The sequence below is a fragment of the Mycobacterium sp. genome (genome assembly GCF_035314665.1).
In the GTDB taxonomy this organism is placed as follows: domain Bacteria; phylum Actinomycetota; class Actinomycetes; order Mycobacteriales; family Mycobacteriaceae; genus Mycobacterium.
Genome location: NZ_DATFZD010000430.1, coordinates 1 through 16,527, shown reverse-complemented (window position 1 = coordinate 16,527; position 16,527 = coordinate 1). Strand labels below are relative to the sequence as shown.

The 16,527-nt window shown below is 66.3% G+C and carries 19 protein-coding genes and 1 pseudogene; 9 read left to right on the top strand and 11 right to left on the bottom strand.

Annotation, left to right across the window (positions count from 1 at the left end; genetic code table 11):
* The 3 genes and pseudogenes from VKI00_RS31240 to VKI00_RS31230 form a co-directional block, all read right to left on the bottom strand.
* Positions 1–407: pseudogene (locus tag VKI00_RS31240) on the bottom strand (heavy metal translocating P-type ATPase); the annotation flags it as partial.
* Positions 394–690, bottom strand: a complete 297-nt coding sequence (locus VKI00_RS31235; protein WP_324446878.1) for a DUF1490 family protein — start codon at positions 688–690, stop codon at positions 394–396. The pseudogene VKI00_RS31240 and the gene VKI00_RS31235, both read right to left, overlap by 14 nt.
* A gap of 70 nt (positions 691–760) precedes the next feature.
* The gene (locus VKI00_RS31230) at positions 761–1,123 is read right to left on the bottom strand and encodes a metal-sensitive transcriptional regulator (protein WP_324446877.1); all 363 of its coding nucleotides are present in this window, start codon (positions 1,121–1,123) and stop codon (positions 761–763) included.
* A gap of 82 nt (positions 1,124–1,205) precedes the next feature.
* Here VKI00_RS31230 and VKI00_RS31225 point away from each other — a divergent pair, with 82 nt between their 5' ends.
* Entirely contained in the window at positions 1,206–1,931 is a 726-nt protein-coding gene (locus VKI00_RS31225) for an SIMPL domain-containing protein (RefSeq protein ID WP_324446876.1), read from the top strand.
* A gap of 58 nt (positions 1,932–1,989) precedes the next feature.
* On the opposite strand, the gene hpt is transcribed toward VKI00_RS31225, so the two are convergent.
* Genes hpt through dacB form a run of 4 tightly spaced genes read right to left on the bottom strand, consistent with a single transcriptional unit; the run spans position 1,990 to position 6,002 of the window.
* Positions 1,990–2,592 carry a hypoxanthine phosphoribosyltransferase gene (hpt, locus tag VKI00_RS31220; protein ID WP_324446884.1) on the bottom strand — a complete coding sequence of 201 codons (603 nt, stop codon included), beginning with the start codon at positions 2,590–2,592 and terminating at the stop codon, positions 1,990–1,992.
* 25 nt (positions 2,593–2,617) lie between these two features.
* Positions 2,618–3,580, bottom strand: coding sequence for a tRNA lysidine(34) synthetase TilS (gene tilS / locus VKI00_RS31215; protein ID WP_324446875.1), 963 nt, complete (start codon positions 3,578–3,580; stop codon positions 2,618–2,620).
* The gene (locus VKI00_RS31210) at positions 3,559–4,617 is read right to left on the bottom strand and encodes a zinc-dependent metalloprotease (RefSeq protein ID WP_324446882.1); all 1,059 of its coding nucleotides are present in this window, start codon (positions 4,615–4,617) and stop codon (positions 3,559–3,561) included. The genes tilS and VKI00_RS31210 overlap by 22 nt, the downstream gene beginning before the upstream one ends.
* Complete coding sequence (dacB, locus tag VKI00_RS31205; RefSeq protein ID WP_324446874.1) at positions 4,614–6,002, bottom strand: D-alanyl-D-alanine carboxypeptidase/D-alanyl-D-alanine endopeptidase; 1,389 nt, start codon at positions 6,000–6,002, stop codon at positions 4,614–4,616. Before dacB ends, VKI00_RS31210 begins: the two co-directional genes overlap by 4 nt.
* 152 nt (positions 6,003–6,154) lie before the next feature.
* Between dacB and VKI00_RS31200 the strand changes: the two genes are divergently transcribed.
* Both VKI00_RS31200 and VKI00_RS31195 read left to right on the top strand, forming a co-directional pair.
* On the top strand, positions 6,155–6,643 hold the full coding sequence (locus VKI00_RS31200) for an inorganic diphosphatase (RefSeq protein WP_324446872.1): 489 nt from the start codon (positions 6,155–6,157) through the stop codon (positions 6,641–6,643).
* Between the two features lie 97 nt (positions 6,644–6,740).
* The gene (locus VKI00_RS31195) at positions 6,741–7,433 is read left to right on the top strand and encodes a hypothetical protein (protein WP_414687345.1); all 693 of its coding nucleotides are present in this window, start codon (positions 6,741–6,743) and stop codon (positions 7,431–7,433) included.
* On the opposite strand, the gene VKI00_RS31190 is transcribed toward VKI00_RS31195, so the two are convergent.
* Positions 7,430–8,395 (bottom strand): TerC family protein, encoded by a 966-nt coding sequence (locus VKI00_RS31190; RefSeq protein WP_324446870.1) that lies wholly within the window; start codon positions 8,393–8,395, stop codon positions 7,430–7,432. The genes VKI00_RS31195 and VKI00_RS31190 overlap by 4 nt on opposite strands.
* Positions 8,396–8,600: 205 nt before the next feature.
* On the opposite strand from VKI00_RS31190, the gene VKI00_RS31185 reads away from it, so the two are divergent.
* From VKI00_RS31185 to VKI00_RS31175, 3 genes are read left to right on the top strand one after another with little or no spacing between them, the layout of a single operon-like run.
* A complete protein-coding gene (locus tag VKI00_RS31185; protein ID WP_324446868.1) occupies positions 8,601–9,860 on the top strand; it encodes a hypothetical protein in 1,260 nt (419 codons plus the stop codon).
* A gap of 43 nt (positions 9,861–9,903) precedes the next feature.
* Positions 9,904–10,593: a glycosyltransferase family 2 protein gene (locus VKI00_RS31180; RefSeq protein ID WP_324446866.1), complete on the top strand. Its 690-nt coding sequence runs from the start codon at positions 9,904–9,906 to the stop codon at positions 10,591–10,593.
* Positions 10,590–10,925 carry a DUF2304 domain-containing protein gene (locus VKI00_RS31175; protein ID WP_324446864.1) on the top strand — a complete coding sequence of 112 codons (336 nt, stop codon included), beginning with the start codon at positions 10,590–10,592 and terminating at the stop codon, positions 10,923–10,925. Before VKI00_RS31180 ends, VKI00_RS31175 begins: the two co-directional genes overlap by 4 nt.
* Here VKI00_RS31175 and VKI00_RS31170 read toward each other — a convergent pair whose 3' ends face one another.
* Complete coding sequence (locus VKI00_RS31170) at positions 10,926–12,047, bottom strand: YeiH family protein (protein WP_324446862.1); 1,122 nt, start codon at positions 12,045–12,047, stop codon at positions 10,926–10,928. It abuts the gene before it with no gap.
* Between the two features lie 4 nt (positions 12,048–12,051).
* Positions 12,052–12,207 carry a hypothetical protein gene (locus tag VKI00_RS31165; protein WP_324446860.1) on the bottom strand — a complete coding sequence of 52 codons (156 nt, stop codon included), beginning with the start codon at positions 12,205–12,207 and terminating at the stop codon, positions 12,052–12,054.
* Between the two features lie 166 nt (positions 12,208–12,373).
* On the opposite strand from VKI00_RS31165, the gene VKI00_RS31160 reads away from it, so the two are divergent.
* Positions 12,374–13,027, top strand: a complete 654-nt coding sequence (locus tag VKI00_RS31160) for a hypothetical protein (protein ID WP_324446858.1) — start codon at positions 12,374–12,376, stop codon at positions 13,025–13,027.
* Complete coding sequence (locus tag VKI00_RS31155; protein WP_324446856.1) at positions 13,024–13,626, top strand: RES family NAD+ phosphorylase; 603 nt, start codon at positions 13,024–13,026, stop codon at positions 13,624–13,626. The genes VKI00_RS31160 and VKI00_RS31155 overlap by 4 nt, the downstream gene beginning before the upstream one ends.
* Positions 13,627–13,646: 20 nt before the next feature.
* Here the strand turns inward: VKI00_RS31155 and VKI00_RS31150 are convergent, their stop codons facing one another.
* Complete coding sequence (locus tag VKI00_RS31150; RefSeq protein WP_324446854.1) at positions 13,647–14,591, bottom strand: NAD-dependent epimerase/dehydratase family protein; 945 nt, start codon at positions 14,589–14,591, stop codon at positions 13,647–13,649.
* Here VKI00_RS31150 and VKI00_RS31145 point away from each other — a divergent pair.
* Positions 14,557–16,407: a hypothetical protein gene (locus VKI00_RS31145; RefSeq protein ID WP_324446852.1), complete on the top strand. Its 1,851-nt coding sequence runs from the start codon at positions 14,557–14,559 to the stop codon at positions 16,405–16,407. The two genes, VKI00_RS31150 and VKI00_RS31145, sit on opposite strands and share 35 nt — an antisense overlap.
* Positions 16,408–16,527: the final 120 nt, after the last annotated feature.

Below are 16,527 nucleotides of genomic sequence, written 5' to 3'. Positions count from 1 at the left end.
CCGCCGCAACTTGCTATCTCGGTCGACGTATCGTCTTCCGGCGCGCGGCCGAACAAGCGGCGAATCCCGCCGCTGAACTTCCGCGTCCCAATGGTTTTGCGCGCACCCACCGAGTGCGGAGTGCGCGCAGGCACCAACTCTGCGGGGATATCCCGCGCATCGGCAATCGCGGACAAGACGGCATCGGTGTCGCGACGCTCCGGCGAGAAAAAGATCACCACCGACGCCGTACGTGGATAGGCGTACACCGCGCACACGCCGGTCACCTTGGCGACCGAGTCCTCGATCGCTACGGCCCGAATCTCGTCGAAACGAAAACCTGTGGCGTGCACCCGCATTCGCCCCGCCGCGTCGGAAACAACCTTGAGTGCGACATCGGCGTCGGCGAGCGTGTCAGTGGGCGCCATTGTTGTCCGAGTCCACCACCACCAGCGGCGTAACGTCCTCGCCGATGCGCTCTTTCGCCTCCGCGATCACATCGGCGGCCGTCAGTCGGGCCTGCTCAGCGCTGTGCTGGGCCTTGCGCTCGGCGTCGCGGGCAAAGCGCATGCCCCAGGCGGTCACGGTGACGGTCGCCGCCCGTAGCGGAACCTTCGCGACCCCTTTGCGCAGCGCCTGATACGCCGCAACTCCCACGGCGCCGGTCACCACCGTGGGCGCCGCTTTCGCCACGAGTCCATGCAACGCCATCTCGAGTGCTCCCTTAAAATCGTTGAGCCACAATAAGTTTGGTGGATAGTCACGGCGCTGACCGTGACGTCTAGCTCTGGATCGCGCTGCCTGCCGTCGCCAGCTGGTCAGTGGGTTCGCCAACCGCCGCACCGCCCAGCTGTGCAAGCGGACCGGTCAGCGCCGGCGTGAACTTGATCGCATCAACCAGCTCGTCAATCGCGGCTTGCCCGCGGCCATCCAGCACCGCAGTGGAAAAGCAGGTCTCCAAGTGGTTGTGCAGCATCACCCGATTGGCCCGCTCCAGCGAGGACTGAGCGGCCGAGACCTGCTTCATGACGTCCACGCAGTACGCGTCGGATTCCACCATCCGAATAATGCCGTCAAGGTGGCCCCGAACCGTCTTCAACCGGTTCAGCACCGCCTGCTTCTTCGCGGTCAATTCCTCGCTCATAATTCGCATCGTACCCCACCCCACCCGGGGTGGGGTACTGAACTCCCGGGTCGCTCTTCCGAGAACGACTAAAGTGCAGATCATGCCCGTCGCCGACCGCGCTAAATTGCCATTACGTTTCGCGCTCGCGTTGGGTCTTGCGGTCGGCGTCTTGTCCGCCTGCGACAGCCACGCGGGACGGGTCGGGGACAACCCCCGCGAAGTGACCGTCGTCGGCTCCGGCCAGGTCCAAGGGGTCCCGGACACCCTCACCGCCGACGTTGGCATCGAGTTCACCGCGCCGGACGTCACCGCGGCGATGAATCAGACCAACGACCGCCAGCAGGCGGTCATCAATGCAGTGACGGGCGCGGGCGTCGACCGCAAGGACATCAGCACCACCGAGGTCAGCCTGCAACCGCAGTACGACAGTTCCGGGGGCGGCATCACCGGGTATCGTGCCGACAACTCGATCCGGGTCAAGATCCACCCGACCGACTCCGCGTCGCACGTGCTGGCGGTCATTGTCGGCGCCGGCGGCGACGCCACCCGAATCAACTCGGTCAGCTATTCCATCGCGGACGACTCGCAGCTGGTCAAGGACGCGCGTGCCCGCGCTTTTCAGGACGCCAAAAACCGGGCCGAGCAGTACGCGCAGCTGTCCGGGCTCAAGCTGGGCAAGGTCATCTCGATTTCGGAGGCAGCGGGCGGAGCGCCGCCCGTCATGGCTCCGGCTCCGCGAGGCGGGGCAATGCCGTCGAACGTTCCGTTAGAGCCTGGCCAGCAGACGGTGAGCTTCTCGGTCACCGCCGTGTGGCAACTGCAGTAAGGGCTCGAGTTCTGGTGGCGACCCGCTGCGCCCGGCTTCGCCGGCCTTGCGATCGCCCCTAGTCCTGGTAGACCCTGGGGTCCAGGGTTCCGATGTAGGGCAGGTCGCGGTAGCGCTCGTCGTAGTCGAGGCCATAGCCGACAACGAACTCGTTGGGGATGTCGAAACCCACATAAGCGATGTCGGTGTTGGCGCGCAGCGCGTCAGGCTTGCGCAGCAGCGTGCACACGCGCAGCGAATGTGGATGCCGGGTATTCAGGTTGCGCAGCAGCCAGGACAGCGTCAGCCCGGAGTCGACGACGTCCTCGACGATCAGCACGTCCCGGTCGTTGATGTCGCGGTCGAGGTCTTTGAGGATGCGCACCACTCCCGACGAGGACGTCGACGATCCATAGGAGCTGACCGCCATGAACTCGAACTGCGTCGGCAGCGGGATCGCGCGCGCCAGGTCGGTGACGAACATGACCGCGCCCTTGAGCACGGTGATCAACAGCAGGTCTTGGTCCTCAGCGGCGGCCAGCTCGCGATAGTCCTCGCCGATCTGTGCTCCGAGCTCGGCGATCCGGGCCTGGATCTGCTCTTCGCGCAGCAACACCGATTTGATGTCCCCGGGGTACAGCTCCGGCGATTCCGCTGCCACGACCACAGCGTGCCATGTAATCGGGCCGACGACCAACGGAGGGCAGCTAGACCGGCTCTCGGTGCAGAGTCAAAAGCCCGCCGCTGCGGCCGGCGACCAACCGCTGATTGCGCAAAGTGGACCCGACCGCCACTCCGCCCTGGCCGCGCCAGGCGGTGATCAGCCGGTCAACGCCGCGGATCTGCTTGTCGGTCAGCCCGATCGCGCCGCCGGCCAGCAACCAACTGCGGATGACTCCACGACGTACCGGGTCGGGCAGCGCCGCCAATACCTGGGTGTCGAGCCCCTCGGTGGTCGCGGATGCCGTCATCGCCTGCGCGATCAGCGCATCGACCATCTCGGTGTCGGCGCGCAGCGCAGTGGCGGTGCGGGCCAGCGCCTCAGCGACGCCACCGCCAAGCACCTCTTCCAGCAACGGCAGCACCTCGTGGCGCAGCCGGGTCCGGGTGAAACGGTGGTCGGTGTTGTGCGGGTCCTGCCAGGCCGAGAGCCCCAGCTCCTGGCAAGCCGCGTGCGTCACGCTGCGCCGCACACCCAGCAACGGTCGACACCAAGGCGGGTCGTAGGGGCGCATCCCGGCGATCGATCGGGCGCCCGAACCGCGACCCAGGCCGAGCAGCACGCTCTCGGCCTGATCGTCGAGAGTGTGGGCCAGCAGCACTGGGCGATCGCGACGGGCAGCCTCGAGCGCGTGGTACCGGGCAGTGCGCGCGGCGCCCTCCGGCCCGCCGTCTCCGCTGACCTGGACGCAAAGGACTTGGGCGTCAACGCATCCCAATTCCTCAGCAAGGCGGCGAGCGGTCGCGGCGATCGCTGCCGAGCCGGCCTGCAAACCGTGATCCACGATCAACGCGGTGGTCGGCAGCAGGGCGGCCGCGACGGCGGTGAGCGCCAACGAATCCGGGCCCCCAGACAGCGCCACGCACCAGCGATCGGCGCTGGCGAGGTATTGCTTGGCGAACGCCGCTACGGCCGAGCGGAGCTCCGCTACAGCACCCGGTCGATCCATCGTTGCGGGTATTCGATCTCGATCGGCCGGGGCAGGGTGTCCGGACCGGTCCACACGGTGTTGAACCGCTTCATCCCGACCCGGTCGACGACATGGTCGACGAACGCCTTACCCCGGGTGTACTGGCTCAGTTTGGCGTCGATGCCCAGTAGTGCGCGCAGCAGCCGCTGCAGCGGCGGCTGCTTGCGGTGCCGACGCTCGTCGAAGCGGCTCCGGATGGTTGACACCGACGGAACCACAACGGGCCCAACGGCATCCATCACGTGGTCGGCGTGGCCCTCCAACAACGTGCCCAGCACCAACAGCTGATCCAGGGCCTCGCGTTGCGGCTCGGACTGCACGGCGCGCAGCAACCCCAGAACGCCCCTTGTGTTCGGGTCGTGGTCGGCCCGCGACGGTTCGCCACGGCCGCGGACGAAGTCGGCCAGCCGACTCACCACCTGCGCGATGTCTTCGCCGCCCTCCTGCGTCAACACACCGAGCGCTTGCGACATGTAGCCGGACAGCCATGGATTCGCGGTGAACTGCACTCGATGAGTGACCTCGTGCAGGCACACCCACAATCGGAAATCGGAAGGCTCCAAACGCAATTGCCGCTCGACCGCAATGACGTTGGGGTACACCAGCAGCAAGGCGCCGCCGTCATTGGAAGCGGCGAACGGGTCGTACTGGCCCAGGATGCCCGACGCGACGAACGCCAGCACGGCACCGGTCTGCGCGCCGGTGACCCGTCCCGAGATCATCCCCCGCGGCTTGTCGGTTCCGCCGGTCATCACCCGCATCGACTCGGCGGCCGCCCGCACCCACCCCGGCCGGTCGACGATGCGGGCCTCGGGAACAACGCCGTTGGTCTGCAGACCGGTGACGTCGCGCACCGGCGGTTCGGCAGCCTTGGCGGCGGTAGCCAGGTTCTCGACCACCTGGCGACGGGTGTAGTCGGTGGACGGCGGGCCGGCACGGACCAGCCGCTGGCCGACCGTCGCCGCGAATCCCCAGTCGACGGCGCGGCCGACGGTCAACTCGGTTGCCGCGGTCACGTTACGCATCCACACGACCATAGGGTGGTCGCCACCGCGTCGATCGCTGTTCGGCCGGTCATCCCGGCGTCATTGGAGATCAGCGCGAAGGTCAGCACCCGTCCACTTCGGTCGGTCACCACCCCAGCTAACGCGTTAACGGCGGTCAGCGAGCCGGTTTTGGCTCGCAACCAGCCGGCCGGCCCGGCGGCATGGAAGGTGGCGTCGAGAAAACGGTCGGACAGCGTGCCGCTGCCACCGGCGATCGGCAACAGGTCCAGCAGCGGCCGCAGCGACGGCTGATCCGGACCGGCCGCCGCCTGCACCACGGAGTCGAGGGTCTTGGCGCTAAGTCGGTCGTCGACCGACAACCCGCTGGAGTCCTTCAATGTCGCGCCGCTGGTGTCGACGTGCGCGAGGCTCAACCGATTGGTCACGGCGTCGACGGCGCCGGTGAAGCTCAGCGACCGATGCATCGACGCGGCCACTTCACGGGCGATGCATTCGGCCATCACGTTGTCAGAGACGCTCATCATCTCGTTCAAACGCTCGATTAGCGGCGCCGACTGGACAGCGCCCAGCTGCCGCGCGCCGGCGGATGCGGGATGGCGCGCGATGGTCACCTGCTGCGGGTCGACGCCGAGCGCGGCGGCCAGCGCGTGTCCCGCGTCCAGGGCCGGGGTCACCGACCGGCGCGACTCGTCGGTCGCCGGCTGGATACGTCCGGCGTCGAGCATGACCGATTCGATCGGTGCGATATCGCCGCCCTCGATGTCGGCCGGATCCCAGCCGGGCGCAAAGGTCGGGCCACTGAACAGCGAGGTGTCCACTTGCACCGCCGTCGGCGTCACCCCACTGCGACGTACCTGAGCGGCGAGATCGCTGATGCGCGCCGCACCGTGATACCAGGTGTCCTGCCCCGGCGGAGCAGCGGAAAGCGTTGGGTCGCCACCCCCGACCAGCACCACCGTTCCGGCCTGATCGGCGGCCACCACTCGAGTGGTGACCCGGGCCTCGCGGTCCAGCGCCAACAGCGCGGCCGCGGTGGTGAGCGTTTTGTTCGTCGACGCCGGCTGCAGCAGCACGTCATCCTGCTGCTGCCAGAGTTCCTCGCCGGTCATCGCGTCGGTGACCCGACCGCCCAGCTTGCCCAGGTTGGGGTCGGCCACCACCGGCGCCAGGGTCGCGGCCAGCCCAGACTGGGTCGGCACCAGCGCGGTGGCGGCCACCGGGACGATGCTCGGCTTGGCCGTGACAGCCGGCGGCGGCGGTGGGATCCGGGCACCGCTGGCGCCGTGACCGCTGCCGGTGAACAACGCGGCCGCCGCGACCACGGCGGCAACGATCGCCAGCACGCCCACTCCCACCATCAGGTGCGTGGACGGCCGCCACTGAGTGGGACGCATGACTCTCCTGACTGCTTTGCGCCTATTGTGCTTGAAACATCTGCCGACCGACGTCCTGCGGGAGCTGCGTCGCCCACCAGATCGCTGGACTAGGGTGGACGCGCGACAACTGCCGATCAGCAGCGACCACCCCAGCCGAAGGAGCCGAGACGGTGGAATTCGACGTCACCATCGAGATCCCTAAGGGTCAGCGAAACAAATACGAGGTCGACCACGAGACGGGCAAGGTGCGCTTAGATCGCTACCTCTACACGTCGATGGTCTACCCGACGGACTACGGCTTCATCGACGACACCCTGGGCGAGGACGGCGACCCGCTCGACATCCTGTTGTTGCTGCCCGAGCCGCTGTTCCCGGGCGTGGGGCTGACCGCGCGGCCGGTGGCAATGTTCCGGATGACCGACGAGCACGGGGGCGACGACAAGGTGCTGTGCGTCCCGGCCGGCGATCATCGGTGGGACGACATCCAGGACATCGGAGACGTCCCGGAGTACGAGCTGGATGTCATCAAACACTTCTTCTCGCAGTACAAGGCACTGGAGCCGGGCAAGTACGTCAAGACCGCCGACTGGGTGGGTCGTGCCGAGGCCGAAGCAGAGGTACTGCGGTCCATCGAGCGGTTCAAGAGCACCGGACACTGACGCCTCGGCACTGCCTTCGCGCACAGCGAAATTCGCGACGCCGATCTACCGGGCTTTGGGGTCGAGCCGATAGCGCCGCAAGTGGCATCCTGGCAATGTGGGCCCGATGTTTCACTTCGCCGCGAATTTCTGGTGGTTGGTGTTCCCGCTGGGCGGCGCGATCGGCGGGGGCGTCCGCGCGATCGCCGCGGCCAACGAACGCCGGGCCGAGCGGCGGATGGAACGGTACCGGCTGAAGCAGCAGACCAAGATCGCGATCGCGGAAGCATCCGGCCGGAAGCGAGATAACAAGGACGGCTACCGTCGCGAGATCGCCAAACTCCTCGCCACGCATGATCGGACCGACGCGCGGTGGCTGGACTACGAGGTCGACATCGCCAAATTGCTCGACTTCCCGTTGATGACCGACATGCGCAATCCGCTGACCGTCGCCTTCCACAACGCCAAGCGGCAGGCCGACCTGCTGCGCCCGGAGCGGCCCGAAGACCTGGTCAGCGATCGGCCCGCGCAACTGGAATACCGCGACGCCGTCCACGACTACGTCAGCGCCTTCGAGGTCGCCGAGGCCGAAGCGATTCGCCGGCGCCGCAGCGACTTCTCCGAAGACGACCAGCAGCGGCTGGCACGGGCCCGGCACCTGCTACAGCTCGCCCAGGACGAAGCCGCTTCGCCGCAGGAACGGCAGAACGCCTATGCGCGGGCCAGCAGAGAACTCGACGGGCTGATCGTGTTGCCCGCCCCGGCACGAGCCAGCATCGAACGACGCATCGCCGCCGCCATCGAGGCCTAACCGTCGGCGGCCCGGGTGGCGTAAAGGCTGGCGGCTGCGGTGACGACGAGAGTTACCACGATGACCGCCAGGGTGAGCGACGTCGGGATCTCAGGGACGTCGACGTGCCTGCCGCCATTGATGAACGGCAGATCGTTTTCCCGCAACGCCTGCAGCATCAACTTGATCCCGATGAACGACAAGATGACGCCGAGGCCTTTGGACAGATAAACGAGCCGCTGCAACAGGTTTGCGAGCATGAAGTACAGCTGCCGCAGGCCCATCAGGGCGAATACGTTGGCGGCAAACACCAAGTAGGCCTCGCGGGTCAGGCCGAAAATCGCGGGAATGGAATCGAGGGCGAAGATCAGGTCGGCGACGCCGAGCGCCACGACGACGAGAAGCATCGGGGTCATCGACCACTGCGCCCCCTCTTTGACATAGAGCTTGGCACCGTGCCAGCTGTCGGTGGCATTCAAGTGGTTGCGAGCGAACCGGACGGCCGCGTTCTCCGCGCTGGCGTCGTGCCCGGCGCCGCGAGCCAATCTGATCGCGCTGAACACCAGAAAGGCGCCGAAAAGGTAGAAAACCCAGGAGAATCGCTGGATGGCCGCCGCGCCAAGCGCGATGAAGATGCCGCGAAGAATCAGCGCGATCACGATGCCGACCAACAACGCTTGCCGTTGATAGATCTTGGGCACGTTGAAGCTCGTCATGATGATGACGAAGACGAACAGATTGTCGATCGACAGGCTGTATTCGGTGATCCATCCCGCGAAGAATTCCAGGGCGTACCGCTGGCCATGGAAGTACCACGTCCAGATCCCGAAGCACACCGCGAGTGCGACATACGCCGACAACGCGATCGCGCAACTGCGCATCGTCGGTTCCCCGGACCTCCGCGCCATCACCGCGACGTCGAACAGCAGCACCGCAATCGTCACACCCAGGGTGACGACCCATTCGAGCAGAGAAACGGACAACAGAGGCCTCCGGTCGCTGACACGCCAGAGGTCTCTCCCACCGTCGCGACCGGGGTCGCAAAGGCCCGCGGCCCCGGTCGCCCGGCTGGGGGTGACGTGATGACGACACCGCGGCGGAGGAATACTCCCCTCTGCCGCACAGTCTGTCAGGCCGAGGTCGTGTCAGCGTGCTGAGGGCGGTAATGGCTGTGAGTATTTTCAAACCGTGACCGAGGTCGGCCCGACCCCTAGCATCGGAGCCTCCGCCAGCCCGATCGCTCGCGGCAGCGTGGCCCGGGTCGGTACGGCGACCGTGCTGACCGCACTGTGCGGCTACGCGGTCGTCTACCTGGCCGCCCGTGATCTGGCTCCGGCCGGTTTTTCGATCTTCGCGGTTTTTTGGGGAGCGTTCGGCCTGGTCACCGGGTCCGCCAATGGCCTGCTGCAAGAAACAACCCGGGAAGTCCGTGCCACCGGCTACCTGGACGTCTTACCGGCGCGACGCACCCATCCGCTACGGGTCGCCGGGATGGTCGGGATCGGTGCGGCCCTGGTGGTCGCCGGGAGCTCACCGCTGTGGAGCACTCGGGTGTTCGCCGAAGCCCACTGGCTCTCGGTCGGCCTGCTCAGCGTCGGGCTGGCCGGGTTCTGCCTGCACGCCACGTTGCTGGGCATGCTGGCCGGGACCAACCGGTGGACCCAGTACGGGGCACTGATGGTCACCGACGCGGTCATCCGAGTGGCGGTCGCCGTGGCTACCTTCGTGATCGGCTGGGGCCTGGTCGGGTTCTTGTGGGCCAGCGTCGCGGGCGCGGTGGCCTGGCTGATCATGATCGTGGTCTCGCCGGCGACCCGGGCCGCCGCCCGCCTACTGACCCCGGGCGGCACCGCGACATTTCTGCGCGGAGCGGCCCATTCGATCACCGCGGCCGGCGCCAGCGCCATTCTCGTGATGGGTTTTCCGGTGCTGCTGAAGGCGACCTCCAACCAGCTCGGCGCCGAAGGCGGGGTGGTCATCCTGGCGGTCACGCTCACCCGGGCGCCCCTGCTGGTACCGCTGACCGCGATGCAGGGCAATCTGATCGCGCACTTCGTCGACGCGCGAACCGAGCGGCTACGGGCGCTCATCGCGCCGGCCGCGCTGGTCGGCGGGATCGGCGCGATCGGCGTGCTGGCCGCGGGCCTGATCGGCCCGTGGCTGCTGCGGGTCGGCTTCGGACCCGATTACCGCGCGGCCGGCGCGCTGCTGGCCTGGTTGACGGCTGGTGCGGTGGCCATCGCCATGCTGACCCTGACCGGCGCGGCCGCGGTGGCGGCTGCATTGCATCGCGCCTACGCGCTGGGCTGGGTCGGGGCGACGGTCGCGTCGACGCTGCTGCTGTTGTTGCCGCTGCCGCTGGAGACCCGCACCGTGGTCGCGTTGTTGTGCGGTCCGCTGGTGGGTATCGGGGTGCATCTGGCCGCGCTGTCACGCGCGGGCGGCTGATCAGCCGACTTGGGCGAACGAACGTGTAGCTTGTGGGCTTGACATGCTCGAAACGCGCAACGTCTGGGTCGTCGTCCCAGCCTTCAACGAAGCCGGCGTCATCGGCGACGTCATCACCGATCTGCGGGCCGTGTTCGCCAACGTCGTGTGTGTGGACGACGGCAGCCGCGACGACACCGGCGACATCGCGCTGCGGGCCGGGGCACATCTGGTGCGCCACCCGGTGAACCTGGGCCAGGGTGCGGCCATCCAGACCGGCGTCGAGTACGCCCGACGCCAACCCGGCGCGCAGGTCTTCGCCACCTTCGACGGCGACGGACAGCACCGCGTCAAGGACCTCGTCACGATGATCGACCGGCTCAGCGCCGGCGACGTCGACATCGTCATCGGAACGCGATTCGGCGCCGGTGTCAGCAGGCCCCCGCTGCTCAAACGCGTTGTGCTGCAAACCGCCGCGCAGCTGAGCCCGCGCGGTCGCAGGCTGGGATTGACCGACACCAACAACGGATTGCGGGTGTTCAACAAGACCGTCGCCGACGGGCTGGACATCACCATGAACGGGATGAGCCACGCCAACGAGTTCATCATGCTGATCGCCGAAAACCATTGGCGCGTCGCCGAAGAGCCCGTCGAGGTGCTCTACACCGAGTACTCCCAATCCAAGGGCCAACCGCTGCTGAACGGTGTCAACATCATTTTCGACTTATTCCTGCGAGGAAGGATGCCGCGATGAACTGGATTCAGGGCCTGCTGATCACCTCGATCGTCGCGTTGCTGGTTTACCTGCTGCGGTCTCGTCGGAGCGCCCAGTCGAAGGCCTGGGTCAAAGTCGGCTATCTGGTTTTCGTGCTGGCCGGTATCTACGCCGTGCTCCGGCCGAACGACACCACGGTGGTGGCGCATTGGCTCGGCGTGGACCGCGGCACCGACCTGATGCTCTACGCGCTGATCATCGCGTTCAGCTTCACCACCTTGAGCGCCTACATGCGGTTCAAGGACCTCGAACTGCGTTACGCAAGACTGGCCCGTGCCGTCGCGCTGGAGGGCGCGCAAGCGCCCGAGTGATCAGCCTGCCCCGACACCCCAGTGCAGCCCACGTGAGGTGAGCAGGACCAGGCCAAGCGATACCGCCGCAACGACGACAAGGCCGATAATGGCCACCACGAGTGGGCGCCAGCCGGTGCGGACGAGTTCCCGAATGTTGGTGTTCAGCCCCACGCCGGCGAAGGTCAGCAAAAACGCCCACTTCGATACGTTGGCAATGCTGGTGCTTTCGGTCTTGCTCAGCCAGCCCGCCGTCGCGATTGCGGACACCGCCAGAAAGCCCAGGACGAACTTGGGGAACTTGTCCCAGACGAATGCGGCCCTTGCCCGCAAGCCCGGCGCGATCTGGTCTGCCTGACCGCGTGAAGCCCAGTACAGAGCGAAACCCAGCACCACGAAACCGATTAGAGCGTTGCGGGTGGACTTCACCAGCACCGCGATCTTTCCTGCTTGCTCGGAATACAGGTATCCCGTCGCGGTGGTCTCGGCGGTGTTGTCGACAGCCAGACCCGCCCACAAGCCGAATTCGCGGTCGGTGAGCCCCATTCCGTGTCCCAGAAGCGGCAGCGTGAACAACGCCACGGCGCCCAGTGCCAAGATCGCCGCGATCGCGTAACCGACATCGGAATTGCGCGCGCGGATAGCGCCCTTGGCGGCCACGATGGCCGAGACGCCGCAGATGGACGTCCCGATGGCGAGCAGCGAGCCAAGCTTGCCCGACAATCCGAACAGGTAGGCGGCAAGGAGAATGATTGCGCCGGCGATGACCATGTCAACCACAATCTGCACCAGCGAGATGCCACCGAGTTTGACGACATCGCCCAGGACGAACCGCACTCCCAGCGCGACAATCCCGATCTTCAGCCAAAATTCGTACGTCTGGACGCCGGGACGGAAGATGCGGTGCAGACCGAAGGTATTGGTGACGACGAGGCCGATAACGATGGCCCACAGCACATACTCGATGTCGGGAACCGTCCAATGCTCGTGTTGAGCAAGGGATTTCCACCATATTTGGGCGTACTTGCCGAGCAGTCCGACTGCGATCAACAGCAAGACGCCGGGCACATACGCGAACAAATTGCGGCTGGTGAAACTGGCCTCTTCGGCGGGTTCCGTGTGATCAACGACGACCGTGCTCATCGCGTCACCACGGAATCTTGGGGAGCAAACCCGCGACGGCTAACAGCACCACGATGCCGGCCACAATCGTGGCCCACCAATCAACGCCTATCCGTCCCAGGCGTTCACCCCAGGTTGTCGCCTCCTGATCGGCTTGGCCACCGTCATCGCTCGCGGTCACTGCCTTCTCCCTGTCGTCGGCCCCTCGCCAGATGCTGACCGCCGCCCACTGCATCGGACAAGGGATTGACTCCGGCTGATTGTTGGCCCGCGCGGTCGCCCTGAAAGCCGCGCACGCATGCCAACCGGGCCAAGCCATTGGCGTAGATTTGTCGTACGATCATGACATGACTACGACAACCGCTGACCTTCATGCCATCCTTGGCCGCGTTAACGAAGCGACCAAGCTGTTACAGCGGTCCAGGACGGTTCCCGACAAGGTTTCCCAATTGATCGACAGCTTCGCTCCGACGCTTGGCGCCGAGACGCCCTCGCTCCTCGATGCCGACCCATATCTCACAACGGCTTTATGGGCTTCCGCGTATCGCGCGGAGAAAGCGCTCCGCCAAGATAACGACGCGGACCGGCGGCGTGACGTTCGCATTGCACTGGAGCAATTTCGCCACGCATTACGTGACATTACTGAAAATCAGCCGTACAACGATGATGCGCCGGTCCGCAAGGTACTTGCCAGGACATCCGAGATCCTCGCCGCCCCGCAGAAGACCCTTGCCGACCTGCTCAGGGTTTCCGTTCGCCAGCTTCAGCGCTGGCTCGCGGACGACGGGCCCGAGCCTGCAACTGACGATGCAGCTCGTATCCGTGCGGTCGGACAGCTCGTGAACCAGCTGCGCCACTCATTCACGGGTCCTGGGGTAGTCGCCTGGTTCTATCGGGAGCATCCACTGCTCGGCCAGCGCCCCATTGAGGCGCTCGACGATCCGCTCTCCTTCCCGAAGCTCCTTGGGGCCGCGACTGCAGCCCGTGCCATGACGGTATGAGGCTGACCGTATTTCGTCACGCCGCGTACGACTCTCCGTGGTGGGCGTTTCCCAGCTCACAGGATGGTCGTTTTCATCGGGGCAGAACCGAAATCGTGCAGTATCTGAGTCTTCATCCGCTCGGCCCTGCCGCCGAGATGCTTCGCCACAATGTTGGACCGGCCGGCAATCCGGACGACGTCGTCTTGAACTTATGGACAGCGCTGATCGATCTCGATGACGTGACAGGGGTCGACTTCAAGGATTGCGGCAGCTACGGTCTGACGCCCGACGAGCTCGTCGGCGACGATTACGCCCCCACGCAGGCATTGGCGGATGACGTCCGAATTAGCGGAGCGGTCGGAATGATTGTTCCATCGGCTGCACTGCCCGGAACTCACAACTTGATTTTGTTTGGCGTCCGACTGCTTAATCCGTTTCTCAGCCAACCGCTTATGCCCGAAGAGATCTCGACCGGCCACCTCACTGATGGAGCTCGGTCTCCGGCCGAGGTGGTCTTAAACGTCCGGTGGTTCGGCACTCCGCATAAGGCGTTGCAGCAGTGGAAGACTACTGGTACCTACGACTTGTTCGACGATCCCATGGCGACGCGTTGGTGATCTCGAGAAGCCGGACCGCGCTAGGCGACGTGCTTGCGCCGGAAGTAGTCGACGGTGCGGCGCACGCCGTCGTCGAGCGCGACCTGCGGGCGCCAGCCCAAAATTCGCTCAGCCAAACCGATGTCGAGGCAGGACCGTTTCAAATCGCCGAGTCGCGGTGGACAAAATTCCGGATCGTCGGGCGCGCCGACGGCCGCGGCCACCGCTGAATGCAGTTGGCGGTCAGAGGTTTCCACACCGGTGCCGACGTTGAACCGCTGCCCGCCGCCGACCGAGCCCGACGCTTTGATGAACGAGTCCACCACGTCGTCGACGAACACGTAGTCGCGGGTGTTGGAACCGTCGCCGAAGACCTTGGTCGGCTTGTCGGACAGCAGCGCCTGGGCGAAGATCGCCACCACGCCGGCCTCGCCGTGCGGATCTTGGCGGGGCCCATAGACATTGGCCGGCGCGATGTGCGAGCACTCCAGGCCGTACAGATGCCGGAACGTGTTGAGGTAGATCTCCCCCGCAACCTTGCCCGCCGCATACGGCGACGCCGGGTCGGTAGGCACGTCCTCACTGGTCGGATACGACGGTGGGGTGCCGTAGATCGATCCACCCGACGAGGTGTGCACGATCTTGCGCACACCGGCGCGGCGCGCCGCGTCGCCGAGCCGCAGAGTGCCGATCACGTTGACCGACGCGTCGAATTGCGGGTCGGCCACCGAGTGCCGCACGTCGATCTGCGCGGCCAGGTGAAACACCACTTCCGGGCGATGCTCGTCCATGATCGCCTGCAGATCGGCCGTGACGATGTCGGCCTCCACGAAAGCGAATTCGCCGACGTCGACCAGGTGCTCGATGTTGGTTGCCCGCCCGGAGGCGTAGTTGTCCAGCCCCGCGACGCTGTGCCCGTCGCTCAGCAACCGGTCGACTAGCGTCGACCCGATGAACCCGGCTGCCCCGGTGACCAGTGCGCGCACCGGCCCACCATACCGACGGGCTGCCGGGGTACCGAAGGTAGCGTTGGCCGCCGCCGCGCTGATCGTGGTGCAGCTGGCGATTCGCGCGGTGCTGGCGTTTCGGGGCTACTTCTACTGGGATGACCTGATCCTGGTCGGCCGAGCCGGCACGCATGGCCTGCTGTCGCCGTCATACCTGTTCGACGACCACGACGGCCATGTCATGCCGGCCGCCTTCCTGGTCGCCGGTGCCATCACGCGGCTGGCGCCGTTGAATTGGATCGGACCGGCCATCAGCCTGGTGGTGCTGCAATTGCTGGCCTCGCTGGCGCTGTTGCGGGCGCTGTACGTCATCCTGGGCTGGCGGCCGGTACTGCTCATCCCACTGACCTTTGCGCTGTTCACCCCGTTGGGTGTTCCGGGGTTCGCGTGGTGGGCGGCGGCGCTGAACTCGCTGCCGATGCTGGCCGCGCTGGCCTGGGTCTGCGCCGATGCGATCATGCTGGTCCGAACCCGCGACCAGCGCTACGCGATGACCGGCGTGCTGGCCTACCTCGGTGGGCTGTTGTTCTTCGAAAAGGCCGCGGTGATTCCTTTCGTCGCGTTCGCCATCGCCGCGCTGCTGTTCCACATGCAGGGCGACCGCACGCCGCTGGCAGCGTGTTCAGCGGTCTGGCGCGCCGGAGTTCGATTGTGGACGGCGTTGCTGGCGCTGACCGCCTCCTGGATCGCGGTCTACGTGGTTGTGGTCAACCAGCGGCGGTGGAGTTCGGATCTGTCGATGACGTGGGATCTGCTGCGTCGCTCGGTGACTCATGGGATCGTTCCCGGCTTGGCCGGGGGGCCGTGGGCCTGGGCGCGCTGGGCGCCGGCCTCGCCGTGGGCGACCCCGCCACCGGCGGTCATGGTGCTGGGCTGGTTGGCGCTGGCCGCGGCGCTGGGCGTCTCCCTGGCGCGCAAGCAGCGCCTTGTGCCGGTGTGGCTGACCGCGGCCGGCTACGTGGTCGCCTGCCAGGTGCCGATCTACCTGATGCGCTCATCGCGGTTCACCGCCCTGGAACTGGCCCAGACGTCGCGTTATTTCCCCGATCTCGTCGTGGTGCTGGCGTTGCTGGCCGCGGTTGGGTTCTGCGCACCGAACCGTCGCTTCGCCGGACAGGTTCAGCACTGGCTGGACGCCTCCGCCGGCCGTGCTGCGGTTACGACGGCCATGGCGGTGGCGTTCGTGGCGAGTAGCGGGTATTCCACGGCGACGTTTCTGACCTCGTGGCGCGACAACCCCGTCGAGCCTTATCTGCAGAACGCCCGCCGCGGTTTGGCCGTCGCACACGCGGCCTCGAATGCGCCGCTGCTGGATCAGGAGGTCGATCCGCTGGTGTTGGGTCGGGTGGCCTGGCCGGAGAATCTGGCCAGCCACATGTTCGCGCTGCTATCGGACCGTCCGGAATTCGCTTCGGCAACAACGCAATTGCGGGTGCTGGACAGCTCGGGCCGATTGGCCGACGCGCAGGTGACCTGGGTGCGCGCGATCCTGCCGGGACCGGTGCCGCGATGCGGCTACTTCGTGCAGCCGGACCGACCGGTGCGGCTTGGTCTCGACGGCCCACTGTTGCCGACGGATTGGACCGCCGAGATCAATTACCTGGCCAACAGCGATGGCTCGCTGACGTTGTCGCTGTCGGAGGGGCCGAAAACGAAGGTTCCGGTGCATCCCGGGCTGAACCGGGTCTACGTCCGGTTGCCCGGCGCGGGCGACGCCATCACGGTGCGAGCCGACACGGCCGCGCTTGCCGTGTGCGTCGCGGCGGGGCCGGTGGGATATGCGCTGCCGCGTTGAGCCAGAACCGCGAACGTCACGCTGGGGTGGCCGTCGCCTACGAGCGTCGCGCTAGCGTGACGCTCGACGCAAATGCTGAGCCACCTAGGAGAATCGAACTCCTGACCTGCTCATTACGAG

What these genes read in the sequence shown, in the direction of transcription:
- VKI00_RS31230 (WP_324446877.1), bottom strand. Translation starts at nt 1,123, where the DNA reads ATGAGCGAGGAATTGACCGCGAAGAAGCAGGCGGTGCTGAACCGGTTG.
- VKI00_RS31175 (WP_324446864.1), top strand. Translation starts at nt 10,590, where the DNA reads ATGAACTGGATTCAGGGCCTGCTGATCACCTCGATCGTCGCGTTGCTG.
- tilS (WP_324446875.1), bottom strand. Translation starts at nt 3,580, where the DNA reads ATGGATCGACCGGGTGCTGTAGCGGAGCTCCGCTCGGCCGTAGCGGCG.
- VKI00_RS31235 (WP_324446878.1), bottom strand. Translation starts at nt 690, where the DNA reads ATGGCGTTGCATGGACTCGTGGCGAAAGCGGCGCCCACGGTGGTGACC.
- VKI00_RS31170 (WP_324446862.1), bottom strand. Translation starts at nt 12,047, where the DNA reads ATGAGCACGGTCGTCGTTGATCACACGGAACCCGCCGAAGAGGCCAGT.
- VKI00_RS31145 (WP_324446852.1), top strand. Translation starts at nt 14,557, where the DNA reads ATGAACCCGGCTGCCCCGGTGACCAGTGCGCGCACCGGCCCACCATAC.
- dacB (WP_324446874.1), bottom strand. Translation starts at nt 6,002, where the DNA reads ATGCGTCCCACTCAGTGGCGGCCGTCCACGCACCTGATGGTGGGAGTG.
- VKI00_RS31160 (WP_324446858.1), top strand. Translation starts at nt 12,374, where the DNA reads ATGACTACGACAACCGCTGACCTTCATGCCATCCTTGGCCGCGTTAAC.
- VKI00_RS31225 (WP_324446876.1), top strand. Translation starts at nt 1,206, where the DNA reads ATGCCCGTCGCCGACCGCGCTAAATTGCCATTACGTTTCGCGCTCGCG.
- VKI00_RS31155 (WP_324446856.1), top strand. Translation starts at nt 13,024, where the DNA reads ATGAGGCTGACCGTATTTCGTCACGCCGCGTACGACTCTCCGTGGTGG.
- VKI00_RS31180 (WP_324446866.1), top strand. Translation starts at nt 9,904, where the DNA reads ATGCTCGAAACGCGCAACGTCTGGGTCGTCGTCCCAGCCTTCAACGAA.